This is a genomic window from Geobacillus kaustophilus (assembly GCF_000948285.1).
GTDB classification, from domain to species: domain Bacteria; phylum Bacillota; class Bacilli; order Bacillales; family Anoxybacillaceae; genus Geobacillus; species Geobacillus thermoleovorans_A.
On record NZ_JYBP01000003.1, the window covers coordinates 2,087,979 to 2,103,080 of the forward strand.

Sequence of the window (15,102 nt, forward strand, 5' to 3'; positions counted from 1 at the left end):
TGATGTTCAAAAGAAAGATGTTTCAAACCATTAGTCTGATTCTTTTGACTGGATCGTTTTCTCTTACTCCATTTAATTAAGACAGAAGCCGAAATCAATCCGACCTATATCCCTTATGATGGATATGAGTACGTTCACAGCATGGATACAAAAGGACTGACTATTTATTGGACTCATACTCATGTCAACAACAAATCGACTACCGACACCGTCTCTCACACAGTCAAGAGGGAAGCGTATGCGTCCGCCACTGTTTCTTCGTCCTCAACATTTAATGAGATGGTCATGGAAGTAGGAATTAGTACGGAAGTCAGTTTAGGAGCAAGAGTGGAAAAAACCACGACGGTTACTTGGACGATCCCACCTCATTCCACCTATACTCTCCGATATGGGAGCCGCTGGGTAAAAGCCACTGGCAAAGAAAATTACTACAGCAGAGGAACACTCATCAGCTCGAAAACCGTCAGCGGCCAATGGACGTATGAAGGATACTCTGACAGCATTAAGCAAAACTAACTCTTCATAAACGGTGATTTTTATGAGCAAAAAGTTCTTCCATATTTACCTTATGAGCTGCTTTCTCCTGCTGGCTGCATGCGAACATCAACACGATCCTTCTCCCGTTCCCCAGCACCCAACAAAGCAAGGGGAAAAAGAAGGGGAAAAAAGCAATAAAAACGAAAAAACACTAACAGAACGCAACCATTTAACATTAGAAGAAAAATTTGTTCCACCTCATTTTTTAGTCAATCAATTTGTTGCGGACGCAACAAGTCGATCCATTCAACTGACGATTCATTACACCATCTCGGAACAGCTGTACCATTTGCTTGAACAATATCAAGATTACTATTTCGTCATACAATATCCAGAGAAACTCTCTCGTTTGACCCATGTTGACCACTCTAATGCGGTCAAAGGCCCTTTGCCTACAAACGGGCAGCTGTCATATGTCATCACGATTTCTTCCACATGGGCAAACGATATACCAAAGAATTTGATCGATCAAATCAATCATGGAGACTTGCGGTACAATCTTCTGATCTTGGACAAAGAACGGTTCCCCGTGCATATTTTCAACGATGTTCAATGGTATCAATCGTTCGACCCAAACAAAGGATCAAATGTCATTTCGGAAGACGGCGATGCAAAAAAATGACGGCCGCTCCGCCAAACAGTTTCATCGATCGGGCAGCCGCCTTTTTACACCAAACACCTTTCGACGAAATAAAGCTTTTGGCCGTAAAAGGAAGCAAGCGATCCGTCATCGCCTCCTTTTTCTTTTTCCCGCTTTTCGCCAAGAACGGGGCGATTTTGCTATAATGAAGAAAAACGCAAGGGGGCATCGCGATTGCCAAACGAAATGGAGATGGCCATCATTCAAACGCTCCGCCCGGCTCTTCACCCGTTCGCCATCTACCTGTTCGGTTCAGCCGCCTTTGGAGCGTTGCGCCCGGACAGCGATATCGACATCGCCTTTGTCAGCGACGGCAAACCGCATGATCCGTATGAGCTGTTTCGGCTCGCCGGGGAGTTGGCTGGCAAGTTAGGGCGCGATGTCGATCTTGTCGATTTGCGCCAAGCCAACACAGTGTTTCAGGCGCAAGTCGTCTCAAGCGGAAAGGTGATCGATTGTGGTGACGAACGGAAACGGGCTGAGTTCGAAATGAGAACATTGAAAATGTATGCAAAACTGAATGAGGAAAGAGCGCCGGTGTTAAAACGAATTGCGGAAAGTGGGTCGGTGTATGAAACATGATGTGATTTTCAATAAGATTAGCATCATTGAACGATGCCTGAAACGAATTGACGAAGAATATGAACACGATCCAAAAAATTTACAAAATTATACAAAACAAGACTCGATCATTCTCAATTTACAGCGGGCTTGCGAGGCATGCATCGATCTGGCCATGCATATCGTTGCCGAGCAGAAATTCGGACTGCCGCAACATAGCCGCGATGCGTTCTCCCTTCTTGAAGAACACGGCGTGATCTCTCCCGCCGTAAGCCAAAACATGAAGGCCATGGTCGGATTCCGCAACATCGCCGTTCATGACTATCAACAACTGAACCTTGGCATTTTGCAAGCCATTGTCGAACACCATCTTGATGATTTTAAACACTTTGCGAAAGCCATCCTCGATTATGCCAAGAAAAACAGCTAAGCCGGCTTCCATGCGGAAGCCAGCTGTCTAGCGCCGCAGGCCGTTCATCAATACATGAATCGTCCGTTCCATTTCCGCCTCATCGTCCCAATTGTGGTCAGGCAAGAGGAGAAAACGGGCGGCCAAAAAGCCGGCGAGCGACGTGATCGTCAAGCGGATGACGGAATCGACCGGCAGCTCGGCCAACTCCCCTTTTTCTTGAAAATGGCGGACAATGCGGACAAATTTCGGATACACGTGCTCTGTAAACACGCCTTGCAAACATTGCTTAATCTCAGAATGAAACGCCATTTCCTGCCAAAGCACGCGAATCGCCGGCAAATACTTTTTCACAAACGCATAGCGGTTGGCGAGCACCGCGCGCAAAAACTGTTCGTACGTGTCATATTCATGGTCAAACACTTCGCGGACAAATTCTTTCGCCAAAAACGGAGCGACGGACTGAAACAATGTCGGCGTGACGATGGCCAACAACAAGTCTTTTTTCGTCTTATAATGGCGGAAGATCGTCCCTTCCGCCACCCCAGCCTTTTTGGCGATTTCGCTCGTCGAGGTCGCCGCATAGCCTTTCTCGGCGAACATTTCAACGGCAGCTTCCAAAATTTTCAGCTGTTTTTCGCTGAACTGCTCTTCTTTGCCGCCTATTTGCAGCAGCTCTTGAATCCATGGATGCTCACTCATGGCTATACTCCTTACAGCTTGCGGTATTTTTTCAGCGCTACTACATTTAGTACCATAAACAGCAGCGTAAAGCCAAGCAGCACGTACACATCAACGGCGATGGCGCTAAAACCTTTTCCGCGCACCATAATATCCCGCAGCGCGTCCGCCCCGTATGTGAGCGGCATGATGACGCTCAGCGAGCGAAGCCATTCTTCCATCGTATCGAGATTGAACAAGCCGGAGAAAAACACTTGCGGCACGACGACAAGCGGGATAAACTGCATCATTTGCAGCTCGTTGTTGGCGAACGCCGACAGCAGCATCCCAAGCGCGAGCGCCGTCATCGCCAGCAAAAACGTAATGAGCAGCACATACCCGAACGAACCTTCCATCATCATGTCCAACACATCAATGGCAAACCATGAAATTAAACTCGCTTGAATCGTGGTAAACAATCCGAACCCGATCATATAGCCGGCGACCATTTCCCAGCGCCTGAGCGGCGTCGCCATCAGCCGCTCGAGCGTCCCGTTCGTCCGCTCGCGCAAAAAGGACACACCGGCGATCAAAAAGACGAAAAAGAAGACGAAAAAGCCGATCAATACAGGGCCGAAATAATCGAATGACGCCATATCGCTCGACCCGTGCCAATACGTTGTTTTCAGCTGAAACGGCGGCTTTGGCGCCAATGACTGAAACGCCTGTTGCACCGTGGCCATCACCGCCTGATTGGCGGTCGGATCGCTTCCTTCAAGCATGACGTGCGGAGCGCTTCCGTTCATGTCAAACCACGCGTCAATGCTCTGATCGTCCAACTGCTCCCGCGCCTGTTGTTCCGGCAGCTCTTTCACCTTCGCTCCCGCTTCTTTCAACTTGTCGACAACCGCATCCGGCACGTGTTCGCTGACGGCAATGGACGGTTTGTATTGTTCTCCATTAAACACCAAATCCATCAACAACAAGACGAACATCGGCGCGACAATCATGAGCGCCAGCGTGCGTTTGTCGCGGAAAAACTGGCGGATGATGCGGACGACAACGGCCAACACTCTCATCGACGGGCACCCCCAAACGTCAAGAACGCTTGTTCAATCGTTTCCGCCCCTGCTTCCTGTTTCAATTCATCCGGGCGGCCGACGGCGATCAAACGGCCTTCGCGGATCATGCCAAGCCGTCCGCACTTTTCCGCTTCATCCATCACATGGGTCGTGACGACAATCGCTGTGCCGCGCTGGCGAATCCGCTCGAGCTCCGCCCAAATCGATTGGCGCAGCACCGGATCGATGCCGACCGTCGGCTCATCCAAAATGAGCACGTCCGGTTCATGAAGCAAGGCGATCGCCAGCGACAACCGGCGCTTCATCCCGCCTGAGTATTGGTGCACCGGCTTTTTCCGATCATTCGTCAAGTTGACAAGCGCGAGCATGTCATCGATCCGTTCTTTTTGTTTTTTCCCTCTCAACCCGTAGATGGAAGCAAAAAATTGCATGTTCTCCAGCGCGGTCAACTCTCCGTACAAGGCGTCCGACTGAGCCATAAAGCCGATTCGCTTCATGGCGCCAAGATCAGGCATATTCACGCCAAGCACGCGAATCGTTCCTTCGCTCGCCGAATCAATGCCAGCGATCATGCGCACAAGCGTCGTTTTTCCCGCTCCCGACGGGCCGAGCAGGCCGAAAATTTCCCCCGACCGGACATCCAACGACACGTCGTCAATAACAACCTTTTTTCCAAAGCGCTTGGAGACACGCTCGACTTGAATATACAACGCGCTCATCATTTTTCCCCCTCGTACAGTGGCTTTTCTACAGCTTGAGACGAGTCGTTCTTGAGCGCAGAACCGATCATAAGAAGAATGCCGACAACCGTCATCGGAGATAGTCTGACCCACTTATTTTTCAGAACACTCATATGCCTTTCCTCCTTCTTGAAAATAAAATAGTGAGTAATCACTCACATAAAGTATAAAACAGGACAAACTTATTTATAAAGTGAGTAATCACTTACTTCTAATTTTTTTAACTGCCGATGACTCAGCAGCCTGCTTACGGTTTCATCATTTGAATGTCTTTCCAGCCGTAGCACCATTCCAACAACGGTTTCCCGCCGATTTCCACCTCTTCCTGAGCGATGTTCTCTCCGCCAAGCCGTTCGTAAAAACCACGGGACGGGTTGTCAGCAAGCACCCAGACGACCATGGAACGAACACCTTTTTGCGCCAAATCGCCGACGAGCGCTTGCACGAGCTGCCGGCCTAGTCCTTTTCGCTGCACCTCTTTTCGCAAATAAATGGCATACAGCTCTCCATCATACTTCGCTATCGGTCCTTCGGTTGCCCGATTTCGGCCGCCGGAGACAAATCCAACGACGCGCCCGTTTTCCTCGGCGACAAACAGAGAATGATCCGATTCGCTGAGCACCTTCTCCCATAGGGGTTGTTTTTCTCGCACTGACAACGTCTCCAAGTACGCGTCCGGTACAATGCCGCTGTATGTCGTCTTCCAACTTTCGACGTGGACCGAAGCGATGGCCGGTGCGTCGGCCCATGTGGCTTTACGGATCATCGTTCTCCCCCTTTGCCCCCAGTTTAGCATAGTTTTTCCAATTTTAATAAAGAAAGGCAGGACGGTGCCGTTCCGCCCGCCTTCTTTGCTTCTTTTTACAACGCTTCATCCTCCACACTGTCCAGCCACCGCTCAATATGGCCGACGACCGATGCGACGGCCCCGTCGGCAAACGGTGATATGAGATGGGCGCTTTTGACGAGCTCGGTAAACGGCCGGCTGCCGCCCAATCGACAAATCGCCACATAGTCGCGCCACGCCGAAGACCGGTCGTCTTGCGCTCGCTTCCAAAATTGGAACGCGCACACTTGAGCCAATGTATAATCAATGTAATAAAACGGGTCGGTGTAAATGTGCCCTTGCCGCTGCCAAAAGCCGCCGCTCTCAAGGTAGTCATGGCCGGCGTAGTCTCTTGTCGGCAAATACGCTTTTTCGATGTTGCGCCAGACACTCTTCCGCTCCGCTGGCGTCATATCCGGGTTCTCGTAGACAGCGTGCTGAAATTCATCGACCGCAACGCCGTACGGCAAAAACAAAAGCGCGTCGCTCAAATGGGCGAACCGGTATTTGTCGGCTTCCTCGGCGAAAAAGAGCTCCATCCACGGCCATGTGAAAAATTCCATGCTCATCGAATGGATTTCGCACGCTTCAAGCGTCGGCCAGTTGTATTCCGGAATGTCGTAATGACGGCTCTCATACACTTGGAACGCATGTCCAGCTTCATGGGTGAGCACGTCAATGTCGCCCGACGTCCCGGTGAAGTTCGAGAAAATAAACGGCGCCTTGTAATCATCGATATATGTACAGTAGCCGCCGCCCGCCTTTCCTTTTTTCGCGACGAGATCCATCAGTTCATGTTCGACCATATAGCGGAAAAACTCGCCTGTTTCCGGCGACAGCTCTTCATACATGCGTCGGCCGTTTTCAACGATCCAATCAGCGTCTCCCTTTGGCGCCGGGTTGCCGGTTGGAAACATAAACGGTTCGTCGTAATAGTAGAGCTTCTCGACCTTGATGCGCTGCCGCTGGCGTTCGCGCAGCTTTGACGCGAGCGGGACGATGTGCGTTTTCACTTGCCGGCGGTAGCGGGCGACCATGTCGGCATTGTAATCGGTCCGTCCTAAACGAGCGTAGCCGAGTTCCACAAAGTTTTGGAACCCAAGCTTCCGGGCGATCGCCGTGCGGACGCGGACGAGCTCGTCATACAATTCATCGAGTTCTTTTTCATGATCGGTGAAAAATGAAAACCGCGCTTCGTTCGCCCGTTGGCGCATCGCGCGATCCGGCGATTCGACAAACGGCTGCAGCTGGGCGAGCGTCCGCTCCTCTCCTTCAAACATGATTTTCGCCGATGCGATGAGCTTCGTGTATTCGCTTGCCAGCTTGTTTTCTTTTTGCAAGTCCTCGACAATCGCCGGCGCGTACGTTTTCAATTGCGTTTCCGCCAAGGCAAACAACTGTTTTCCCCACACCTCTTCAAGTTCACTGCGAAACGGCGAAGCGACGAGCGCGCGGTAATAATCGTTGACCAGTCCTTTGACGACCGGTTCAGTTTCGTCAAAAAAGTCTTGCTCTTTTTTATAAAATTCATCGTTCGTATCGATCGTATGGCGGATATGGCAAAGGTTCGCCATCGTGCTGTAGCGGCGGCGCAGCTCATTGATCCGCTTCATCGCCTCATGCTGCCCGGCGGCGCTCCCGGCGCGTCGGAACGAATCGAGCGCTTCTTGAAACGATGCCTGCAATTTTTCGATGTCCGGCCGCTCATAACGAAACTCAGAAAATTTCATGCTCATCCCCTTCTTTCCTGATCACCTTTTCATAGAATATGCTGCTGGGAAAAGATTCATCCCAAGTGGAATGAACCTTTTCCACGTGTCATTGATCAATTGTATATTCGCCAAAGTTCAAAAATATCCTCCTTTTCCAACTTCTTAAATCCATTTCTATTTTATACTACACACAGCGGCTCGGGTCAAAACCTTTAAAAATCCCGTCATCCAGTCTGATTGCACTATTCCTTATTGGAATCAGCATTTTTATCAGATTTCCATGATAGGAACAATCATGAAATTCTTAGAGGACTGGTGATTTAACTGAAAATGCCGCTCTCCAGCGACGTTTTTCAAATTGAGAAATCCTGCAAAGCCGGTCCTTCATTTTCACGGAGAACCACTGATTGGAGAAGAACAGTGGTTTCTTCACCGGCCTTTTAGATTGGCGGTGAAAAAAGATGTCCATGAACATCCAACGTATTGGCTCACTCTTTCCAACAAAAAGATATTGACGATATTTGTCGAATTAAGTAATATAATGTCGGCAACCATATACCCCCTCTCCACTTTAATGGGATAGAGGTCGCGGTGGACAAAAGTAGCGCTGCCGAGGCTCGGAGTAGTCCATGACGCAGCGGGAAAGGGTTCACCGCCGAAGTTTGCGGCGCGCTCCGGCGGCGCAAGCTGGGCCTGCGGCCGAACAGGCGCAGGACTGCCATCGCCTTTGGGCGATGGAGCGCTATCGCCATTCAGTTGGATGCGAACGTGTCATGCACCCGCTGAAGAGGCGCGGGTGCTTTCTTTTATTTTTGCTTATTTTCTAAGGAAGGAGCGTTTTCATCTTGGACCATCAGCGAAAACTTGGAATTTGGGTATTAACGGCGCTTGTCGTTGGCAATATGGTCGGATCCGGCATTTTTATGCTGCCGCGTTCGTTGGCAGAGGCAGCGAGCCCAATTGGCGTCATGTTCGCCTGGCTGTTGACTGGAGCCGGCGTCCTCATGACGGCGCTTGTATTTGGCAACTTGGCGATTCGCAAGCCGAACTTGAGCGGCGGGCCGCAAATTTATGCGAAAGAACTGTTCCCGAAAGGTTCGAACTTGTCGATTTTATCCGGTTTTATGTCGTCATGGGGCTATTGGGTCGGCAACTTTGCCGGCAACGTCGCGATCATTACGACATTTGCAAGCTACTTGTCGACGTTTTTCCCAGTGCTGACAAGCGGTCAAACGGTGCTTGAGATCGGCTCGTTCGCGCTGAAGCTTGGGAATGTGCTGACGTTTCTCGTCTGCACGGCGCTTCTTTGGGGGATGCATGTCATCATTTTGCGCGGGGTGGAAGATGCCAGCAAGCTGAATTTTGTTGCCACCGCGGCCAAAGTGCTTGGCTTTTTCCTATTTATCGTCATCGCGCTGTTTGCCTTTGACAAAGCGGTCATTGGCCCGCTTGACGCTCCGCGCTATGGCGGGGACGGGCAGCCGATCGGTTTGCTTGGGCAAATCAACAGCGCCGCTTTATCGACGCTTTGGGCGTTTGTCGGCGTTGAATCAGCGATGGTGTTCGCTTCCCGGGCCCGCAAACAGGCCGATGTGAAATGGGCGACGATCGCCGGTCTCTTGATCGCCTTAGCCATTTACATCGGCATCAGCTTTTTGGTGATGGGCGTCTTGCCGCAGCGCGAACTGATTCAATCGGAAAAACCGCTCGTTGATGCCATTGTCGCCATCGTTGGCCCGGGTGGCGGCTATGTGCTCGCTGCTCTCGGACTCATCAGCCTCCTTGGCTCAACGCTCGGCTGGATTTTGTTGAGCGCGGAAGTGCCGTATCAAGCAGCGAAACAAGGGATGTTTTTGCCGGCTTTTTTGAAGGAAAACAAAAAAGGGGTGCCGAGCTTCTCGCTCACATTATCAAACGCCTTGGCGCAATTGTTCATCTTTTCGACCGTTTCCCACTCCATGGGGGCGGCGTTTGACTTCGTCATTTACATCGCCACGCTCGCTTATCTCGTTCCGTATTTAATCGCTTCCGTCTTCCAGCTGAAGCTCACGCTCACTGGGGAAACGTATGCGGCGGGACGGGAACGGCTCGCTGACGGCATCATTGCGGCGCTGGCAACATTGTATTCCATCTGGGTCGTCATCGCCGGCACATCAGACTTCAAAACGTTTCTTCTTGGCGTCGCGTTGCTTGCGAGCGGCATCATCTTTTATCCGCAAGTGAAAAAAGCGGCGCGGCAGGCGGACGAAAAACAAAAACTGTCCGCATAACCATAAACCGAACGTCCTGCATTTGGGCGTTCGTTTTTTTTTGTTTTTGGCAGGACCTTTTCTTTCGAAAGACGAAATATAAAATATGGCTCCACTTCACTCGAAGGAAAGAGGGGATCAGCTGATGAACTATAACGAACAACCGGCAAAACGCCGCGGCATGACAGCGGAAGATTTGCTTCGCCTCCGCTCAGTGCGCGACCCGCACTACGCCCCGGACGGAACGCGTGTCGTGTTTGTGGAAAAATCGATCGATGAAAAAAAGCAGTACCTCTCCCACTTGTACGTATGGACGGAAGACGGCGCCGTCCGCCAATGGACGTTCGGCCGCTGGCGCGATACGAAGCCGCGCTTTTCCCCGAACGGCGAAACGATCGCCTTTTTGTCCGACCGCTCTGGGCGCACGCAGCTTTGGCTGCTGCCGACCGATGGCGGCGAAGCGCGCCAGCTGACGTTTTTCAAAAACGGCGTGCGCGATTACATCTGGTCGCCGGACGGGACGTTTCTCATCGCCTTAACGACGCTCGGCGACGAAGAAACGCTCGAGGACCGGGAAGAACCGAAAACGGCGGAACAAAAACCGGCCGATCCAAAACCGCTTATTGTCCAGCGGCTCTATTACAAGTCGGACGCCTCCGGCTTTCTTGACGGCAAACGGGCGGTGCTCGCGCGCATCGATGCGCTGTCTGGAAAAATGGAAGCGTTGACGGGCCGCGAGGAGGAAATCGGTTCGTTTGCGATTTCGCCCAATGGACGGACGCTCGCCTTTGTCGCCAACCGAAACGAGGATCCGGACACCACCTTTACACGCGATATTGTGTGGCTTGATCTGGAATCGAAAGCGGAAACAAATTTGACGAACGGATGCGGCACCTTCGCTTCGCTCGCTTGGTCGCCGGACGGAACGACACTCGCCGCCGTCGGCCATGAGTTGGCTTATCTTGGGGCGACGCTTCACCGGCTTTACGTCTTTGAGCCGGAACGCGGAACGAAGCGGGTGTTGACCGCCGATTGGGACGTCCATCTCGGCGATGCCATGGTCGGCGACATGCACGCTGATGCGAACGGACCGGGGCCGATTTGGACGAGCGACGGAAGCGGCCTGTATGTCACCGCCTCCGAGCGCGGACGCGTCAACGTATATTTCGTCCCGCTCGACGGTCCGATCGTCCCAGTGATCGAAGGCGATTTTCATCTATACGGATTCGCCGTCCATCCGAATGGGCGGCAAGCTGTCGCCGCCATCAGCTTGCCTACCTCCGTTGGCGATTTATATGCGGTCTCGCTTGCAAATGGAGCGAAAACACGGCTTACGCATGCCAACGAAGCGCTTGAACATGAAGTGGCCTTCGCCGCTGCCGAACCGTTTACATACGAATCGACGGACGGTTGGGAGATTCAAGGCTGGATCATGAAGCCGCCCGGGCTTGGCGAAGGGAAAAAGGCGCCGCTTGTCGTCGAAATTCACGGCGGGCCGCATGCGATGTATGGATTTACGTTTTTCCATGAATTGCAGCTGCTCGCTTCATTCGGTTATGCCGTGCTGTTTACGAACCCGCGCGGCAGCCACGGATATGGTCAGCGGTTTGTCAATGCCGTGCGCGGCGACTATGGCGGCATGGATTATGAAGACATTATGGCCGGCGTCGACGCCGCGATCCGCCAATTCGACTTCATTGACGAGACGCGGCTTGGCGTCACCGGCGGCAGCTACGGCGGATTTATGACGAACTGGATCGTCGGGCATACCGACCGGTTCAAAGCGGCCGTCACCCAACGCTCGATTTCCAACTGGCTCAGCTTCTCTGGCGTGAGCGACATCGGCTACTTTTTCACGAAATGGGAAATCGGCTGCGACATCTGGGAAGACGCGGAGCGGCTTTGGCATCATTCACCGCTCAAATACGTCAAACAGATGCACACGCCGCTGTTGATTTTGCACAGCGAGCGCGATTACCGCTGCCCGATCGAGCAGGCGGAACAGTTGTTTATCGCATTGAAACAACTCGGGCGGGAAACAAAGCTCGTCCGCTTCCCAGATGCCAACCACGATTTGTCGCGCACCGGCAACCCGTCGCTCCGGCTTGAGCGTCTTCGCCATATCGTCGACTGGTTTGACCGCTATTTGAAAGGAGCATCGCATTAATCCGAAAGGAGGAGCCGCCATGCACGCACTCGTCATCGGTGGGACAGGCATGTTAACCGACGTGTCGCTTTGGCTTGTGCAGGAAGGGTATCATGTGTCCGTCATCGCCCGCCGCCGCGCACGGATGAAGCAGCTCATCGACCGCGCTGGACAGATGGCATCCATCACCCCGCTTTTGGTCGATTATCGCGATCAAGAAACGCTTTGTTCCTCGATTTTCCAAACGATCAGAGAAAACGGAACATTTGATCTGATCATCGCGTGGGTGCATACGGATGGAAAACAGGCGTTGCCCACCGTCATCGAAAAAAATAGCGGACATCCCGGCCCTTGGCGGCTGTTTCATGTGCTTGGCAGCCGCGCCGATCCAACCGAAGCAAAACAGGAACTCTGTTTGCCTGCCGCTTGCCTGTACCGGCAAGTTCAGCTTGGCTTTGTCGCGGAAGAACATGGTTTGCGCTGGCTCACCCATCAAGAAATCAGCGGCGGCGTCATTGACGCCATTCGGCGTGATGTGCCGTTTCATCTTGTCGGCACACTAGAAGGCCGGTGAAAAACGGATGACGCGTGCAATTGGCAGCTTTCATCTGAAAAGGAAAGTCGGTTTGGAAATGTTTATCTATATAAGTTGCAATTTTGTTTTACATGGCATTGTTCGCTCTTCTTGTCACCGTGCCAGCTTGTCAGGTGATAAAGACAGGACATGGAGATCGGAAATTCTTTAAAATAATTAGGACTGGCAGCCTTTTTGACTAAATCACCGGCCTTCTAGAGCCATCCAAGGCGTTAACGGGAAGCGCCCTCTCGGGACGAACGAGAGGGCGCATTGTCTCCCATTGCTGCGGATGACTTCACGACGGAAGCAGTTCGACATAATCGCCCGTTTTCAACCCAGCGGCGTTCGCTTCATCAGTGTCAATGTGCATATCAAGCGCAAAGTCTTCACTGACGCGGACGATGACTTCATCGAAAATGAGCGCCCGCTCCCCTTGCGTTTTCACTTTCACCACCTGTTTATCGCGGACGCCGAACGTCTCGGCATCTTTTGGCGTCATATGAATGTGCCGCTTGGCAATGATCACCCCTTTGTCGACGGTCACCGTCCCCTTCGGCCCGTGAATCGTAATGCCCGGCGTTCCGTCAATATCGCCGGATAAGCGGACCGGGGGCGCGACGCCGAGCTTGAAGCTGTCGGTTTTCGAAATTTCAAGTTGCGTCAGCGAACGGACCGGTCCGAGGACGCGGACGTTTTCAATTTTCCCTTTCGGTCCCTCGACCGTCACCGTTTCCTTGGCGGCGAACTGTCCCGGCTGCGACAACGGCTTGAGCACCGTCAGCTCGGCGCCTTCGCCAAACAGTGCCGCCATATGCTCTTTCGATAAATGAATGTGGCGATTGGACACCCCAACGGGAATCATCAATGGTGATCTCTCCTTTTTCTTGCAGTGTTATTTATATAGCGTATCCATTTTGGCAAAAAAAAAAAAAACTGACGCCAGGTCAGTCTCTGCTTTTTGCGCCGTAGCCTAATTTTTTCAGCAACACGATCGCCTGTTCCTTTTCTTCCGGCGTCAGCGCTGCCACCGTTTCATGGATGGTCTCGGCATGTTCAGGGAACACGCGCTGGATGAACTGCCGGCCGCTGTCGGTGATCGACGCATACGTCACGCGGCGATCCCGCTCACAAGCGCGGCGGATGATCAATCCTTTATTTTCTAGCTTATCGATGACGTACGTAATGCTCCCGCTGGCGAGCAAAATTTTTTCCCCGATTTGCTGGAGCGGCTGATCGCCTTTATGATAAAGCAGTTCGAGCACCGCAAATTCGGTCGGATTAACGCCGAACGATTGAATCGACTTGTTTACTTGGTCGCTGACCGACCGATATGCCCGCGATAACACGATGAATAATTTTAATGACTGCTGCAACTCCTGTTCCTTTTGTTCCATAGCATCCAATCCTTTAAAGTTGACATTTTCTTACTTTACATTATACTGGAACAGCGAATTCCCGGGCAACCGTTTTTTTGTTTGCGATGATGCATTTTCCTGGTTCGCGGCTTTTCCTTCGGCTATGATAAATTATTATAATGTCGGCGCTTGGGCGACTGTCACATTCCGCTGAATGATGCATATGAAGAAGGGGAAAGGAGATCAGGGAGGGAAGTGGATGAACCAAGTGTTGGTTGGAAGCGTGCTTTCCGCCTTGTCCACCGGGCTTGGCGCCGTGCCGATTTTGTTTATGGCTAAATCGCTCACCCACCGGTGACGTGACGTGCTGCTGGCGTTTTCAGCCGGCATTATGATGGCGGCATCGATGGAAAGCCTCATTCCCGAAGCATTGCGGTCCGGCGGCTTTTGGGCGCTTGTGATCGGGCTGGCGGCGGGAGTTTTCGTATTGACGCTGCTTGAAATGACCGTCCCCCATATTGACTTGGAACATACGAAAAGCGGCTTGCAGTTTGACGAAAAAGCGATGCTCATCATCGCCGCCATCGCCTTGCACAACCTGCCTGAAGGACTGTCGGTCGGGGTGAGCTACGCCTCGGACAGCTCTTCACAAATCGGCAATTTAATCGCCCTGGCGATTGGTTTGCAAAATGCACCAGAAGGGTTTTTGGTCGCTCTGTTTTTAATCAACCAGCAAATCGGGCGCTTGAAAGCGTTTCTGATCGCCACGTTGACCGGTGCAGTGGAAATCGTCACATCGCTGCTTGGTTTTTACTTAACTTCCCTTTTTCGCGGACTCGTTCCGTATGGGCTGGCGTTTGCCGCCGGGGCAATGCTGTTTATCATTTACAAAGAGCTCATTCCGGAAAGCCATGGCGATGGAAATGAACGGATATCAACGTATGCGTTTATTGTCGGTATTTTATTTATGATTTTTCTAACACAATCGTTTTAACGGAAACAACCCCGCCGCCTGTATATTAAGCAGCGGGGCGTTCGCTGTTATTGGACGGCTTCCTCTTTTTCTTCATACGGATGAGCGACCCAGCCGGACGGATCGATGAACAGGCGCACCGCAACGACTTGGCGGTCGTCCATGAGCGTGAAGTAGTGCGGATTCCCTTCCGGCACGGAAATGACGTCGCCGGCTTCCAGCTCGACATCAAAATAGCCGGTCTCTTTGTCGCCTTTGATGATGAAAATGCCGTGTCCAGCCGTAATGGCGCGCACTTCATCTTCCGTATGGATGTGCACTTGTTCAAATTTTTTCAGCAGCTCATCCAAGTTCGGCGTCGCATCCGACAGGGCGACGATATCCCATGTTTTGTAGCCGCGGCGCGCCGCCAAATCTTCAATTTCATCTTTGAACGTCGCCAAAATTTCATTCTTTTCTTCATCGGTGAGCACATATTTGTTGTGCAAATGCTCCGGCAGTTTCGTGATGTCCCAATGTTCATACAACACACCTTGGCTGTTCAAAAACGCGCGCACATTGTCTTCTCCTTCAATCACTTGGCCCGTTTTTCTCACTTTGATGACTGCCATTGTTCACATCCCCCTTTGGAAAAA

At 51.9% G+C, this 15,102-nt stretch carries 16 protein-coding genes, 1 pseudogene and 1 riboswitch; of the genes and pseudogenes, 8 read left to right on the plus strand and 9 right to left on the minus strand.

Translation table 11 applies throughout. From position 1 onward, the window contains the following. Positions 1 to 285: 285 nt before the first annotated feature. From LG52_RS20575 to hepT, 4 genes are all read left to right on the plus strand, one after another. Positions 286 to 516 (plus strand): hypothetical protein, encoded by a 231-nt coding sequence (locus tag LG52_RS20575; RefSeq protein ID WP_231578542.1) that lies wholly within the window; start codon positions 286 to 288, stop codon positions 514 to 516. Between the two features lie 22 nt (positions 517 to 538). Further along, positions 539 to 1,159 (plus strand): hypothetical protein, encoded by a 621-nt coding sequence (locus LG52_RS10755; RefSeq protein WP_044731918.1) that lies wholly within the window; start codon positions 539 to 541, stop codon positions 1,157 to 1,159. A gap of 192 nt (positions 1,160 to 1,351) precedes the next feature. Continuing rightward, positions 1,352 to 1,759 carry a type VII toxin-antitoxin system MntA family adenylyltransferase antitoxin gene (mntA, locus tag LG52_RS10760; protein WP_044731919.1) on the plus strand — a complete coding sequence of 136 codons (408 nt, stop codon included), beginning with the start codon at positions 1,352 to 1,354 and terminating at the stop codon, positions 1,757 to 1,759. Further along, the gene (hepT, locus tag LG52_RS10765; protein WP_044731920.1) at positions 1,749 to 2,168 is read left to right on the plus strand and encodes a type VII toxin-antitoxin system HepT family RNase toxin; all 420 of its coding nucleotides are present in this window, start codon (positions 1,749 to 1,751) and stop codon (positions 2,166 to 2,168) included. The genes mntA and hepT overlap by 11 nt, the downstream gene beginning before the upstream one ends. Before the next feature lie 27 nt (positions 2,169 to 2,195). Here hepT and LG52_RS10770 read toward each other — a convergent pair whose 3' ends face one another. From LG52_RS10770 to LG52_RS10790, 6 genes are all read right to left on the minus strand, one after another. After that, positions 2,196 to 2,849 (minus strand): TetR/AcrR family transcriptional regulator, encoded by a 654-nt coding sequence (locus LG52_RS10770; RefSeq protein ID WP_044731921.1) that lies wholly within the window; start codon positions 2,847 to 2,849, stop codon positions 2,196 to 2,198. 11 nt (positions 2,850 to 2,860) lie between these two features. Next, complete coding sequence (locus LG52_RS10775; protein WP_044731922.1) at positions 2,861 to 3,886, minus strand: ABC transporter permease; 1,026 nt, start codon at positions 3,884 to 3,886, stop codon at positions 2,861 to 2,863. Further along, positions 3,883 to 4,608, minus strand: a complete 726-nt coding sequence (locus LG52_RS10780; RefSeq protein WP_197071921.1) for an ABC transporter ATP-binding protein — start codon at positions 4,606 to 4,608, stop codon at positions 3,883 to 3,885. Before LG52_RS10780 ends, LG52_RS10775 begins: the two co-directional genes overlap by 4 nt. Next, positions 4,608 to 4,742: a hypothetical protein gene (locus LG52_RS20825; RefSeq protein ID WP_269430041.1), complete on the minus strand. Its 135-nt coding sequence runs from the start codon at positions 4,740 to 4,742 to the stop codon at positions 4,608 to 4,610. The genes LG52_RS10780 and LG52_RS20825 overlap by 1 nt, the downstream gene beginning before the upstream one ends. A 134-nt stretch (positions 4,743 to 4,876) precedes the next feature. Beyond that, the gene (locus LG52_RS10785) at positions 4,877 to 5,395 is read right to left on the minus strand and encodes a GNAT family N-acetyltransferase (protein WP_044731924.1); all 519 of its coding nucleotides are present in this window, start codon (positions 5,393 to 5,395) and stop codon (positions 4,877 to 4,879) included. Positions 5,396 to 5,490: 95 nt separating this feature from the next. Continuing rightward, positions 5,491 to 7,185 carry a M3 family oligoendopeptidase gene (locus LG52_RS10790; protein WP_044731925.1) on the minus strand — a complete coding sequence of 565 codons (1,695 nt, stop codon included), beginning with the start codon at positions 7,183 to 7,185 and terminating at the stop codon, positions 5,491 to 5,493. 554 nt (positions 7,186 to 7,739) lie between these two features. Beyond that, a riboswitch (Lysine riboswitch) is annotated at positions 7,740 to 7,920 on the plus strand. Between the two features lie 92 nt (positions 7,921 to 8,012). On the opposite strand from LG52_RS10790, the gene LG52_RS10800 reads away from it, so the two are divergent. From LG52_RS10800 to LG52_RS10810, 3 genes are all read left to right on the plus strand, one after another. Next, positions 8,013 to 9,437 carry an amino acid permease gene (locus LG52_RS10800; RefSeq protein WP_044731927.1) on the plus strand — a complete coding sequence of 475 codons (1,425 nt, stop codon included), beginning with the start codon at positions 8,013 to 8,015 and terminating at the stop codon, positions 9,435 to 9,437. Positions 9,438 to 9,561: 124 nt separating this feature from the next. After that, positions 9,562 to 11,583, plus strand: a complete 2,022-nt coding sequence (locus tag LG52_RS10805; protein WP_044731928.1) for an alpha/beta hydrolase family protein — start codon at positions 9,562 to 9,564, stop codon at positions 11,581 to 11,583. Positions 11,584 to 11,602: 19 nt separating this feature from the next. Then, the gene (locus LG52_RS10810; RefSeq protein ID WP_044731929.1) at positions 11,603 to 12,136 is read left to right on the plus strand and encodes a short-chain dehydrogenase; all 534 of its coding nucleotides are present in this window, start codon (positions 11,603 to 11,605) and stop codon (positions 12,134 to 12,136) included. A 298-nt stretch (positions 12,137 to 12,434) separates the two neighbouring features. Here LG52_RS10810 and LG52_RS10815 read toward each other — a convergent pair whose 3' ends face one another. Next, positions 12,435 to 13,001 carry a phosphate propanoyltransferase gene (locus tag LG52_RS10815; protein ID WP_013523257.1) on the minus strand — a complete coding sequence of 189 codons (567 nt, stop codon included), beginning with the start codon at positions 12,999 to 13,001 and terminating at the stop codon, positions 12,435 to 12,437. Between the two features lie 82 nt (positions 13,002 to 13,083). Beyond that, positions 13,084 to 13,533 (minus strand): MarR family winged helix-turn-helix transcriptional regulator, encoded by a 450-nt coding sequence (locus LG52_RS10820; RefSeq protein WP_044731930.1) that lies wholly within the window; start codon positions 13,531 to 13,533, stop codon positions 13,084 to 13,086. A 220-nt stretch (positions 13,534 to 13,753) separates the two neighbouring features. Here LG52_RS10820 and LG52_RS10825 point away from each other — a divergent pair. Then, positions 13,754 to 14,488, plus strand: a pseudogene (locus LG52_RS10825) (ZIP family metal transporter). Positions 14,489 to 14,535: 47 nt separating this feature from the next. Here the strand turns inward: LG52_RS10825 and LG52_RS10830 are convergent. Beyond that, positions 14,536 to 15,078 carry a 1,2-dihydroxy-3-keto-5-methylthiopentene dioxygenase gene (locus LG52_RS10830; protein WP_044731931.1) on the minus strand — a complete coding sequence of 181 codons (543 nt, stop codon included), beginning with the start codon at positions 15,076 to 15,078 and terminating at the stop codon, positions 14,536 to 14,538. Positions 15,079 to 15,102: the final 24 nt, after the last annotated feature.

Coding starts and splice junctions, on each gene's coding strand:
- LG52_RS10775 (WP_044731922.1), bottom strand. CDS start 3,886: ATGAGAGTGTTGGCCGTTGTCGTCCGCATCATCCGCCAGTTTTTCCGC.
- LG52_RS10755 (WP_044731918.1), top strand. CDS start 539: ATGAGCAAAAAGTTCTTCCATATTTACCTTATGAGCTGCTTTCTCCTG.
- LG52_RS10815 (WP_013523257.1), bottom strand. CDS start 13,001: ATGATTCCCGTTGGGGTGTCCAATCGCCACATTCATTTATCGAAAGAG.
- LG52_RS10830 (WP_044731931.1), bottom strand. CDS start 15,078: ATGGCAGTCATCAAAGTGAGAAAAACGGGCCAAGTGATTGAAGGAGAA.
- LG52_RS20575 (WP_231578542.1), top strand. CDS start 286: ATGGAAGTAGGAATTAGTACGGAAGTCAGTTTAGGAGCAAGAGTGGAA.
- LG52_RS20825 (WP_269430041.1), bottom strand. CDS start 4,742: ATGAGTGTTCTGAAAAATAAGTGGGTCAGACTATCTCCGATGACGGTT.
- LG52_RS10790 (WP_044731925.1), bottom strand. CDS start 7,185: ATGAAATTTTCTGAGTTTCGTTATGAGCGGCCGGACATCGAAAAATTG.
- LG52_RS10780 (WP_197071921.1), bottom strand. CDS start 4,608: ATGAGCGCGTTGTATATTCAAGTCGAGCGTGTCTCCAAGCGCTTTGGA.
- LG52_RS10805 (WP_044731928.1), top strand. CDS start 9,562: ATGAACTATAACGAACAACCGGCAAAACGCCGCGGCATGACAGCGGAA.
- LG52_RS10820 (WP_044731930.1), bottom strand. CDS start 13,533: ATGGAACAAAAGGAACAGGAGTTGCAGCAGTCATTAAAATTATTCATC.
- LG52_RS10785 (WP_044731924.1), bottom strand. CDS start 5,395: ATGATCCGTAAAGCCACATGGGCCGACGCACCGGCCATCGCTTCGGTC.
- LG52_RS10770 (WP_044731921.1), bottom strand. CDS start 2,849: ATGAGTGAGCATCCATGGATTCAAGAGCTGCTGCAAATAGGCGGCAAA.
- LG52_RS10810 (WP_044731929.1), top strand. CDS start 11,603: ATGCACGCACTCGTCATCGGTGGGACAGGCATGTTAACCGACGTGTCG.
- hepT (WP_044731920.1), top strand. CDS start 1,749: ATGAAACATGATGTGATTTTCAATAAGATTAGCATCATTGAACGATGC.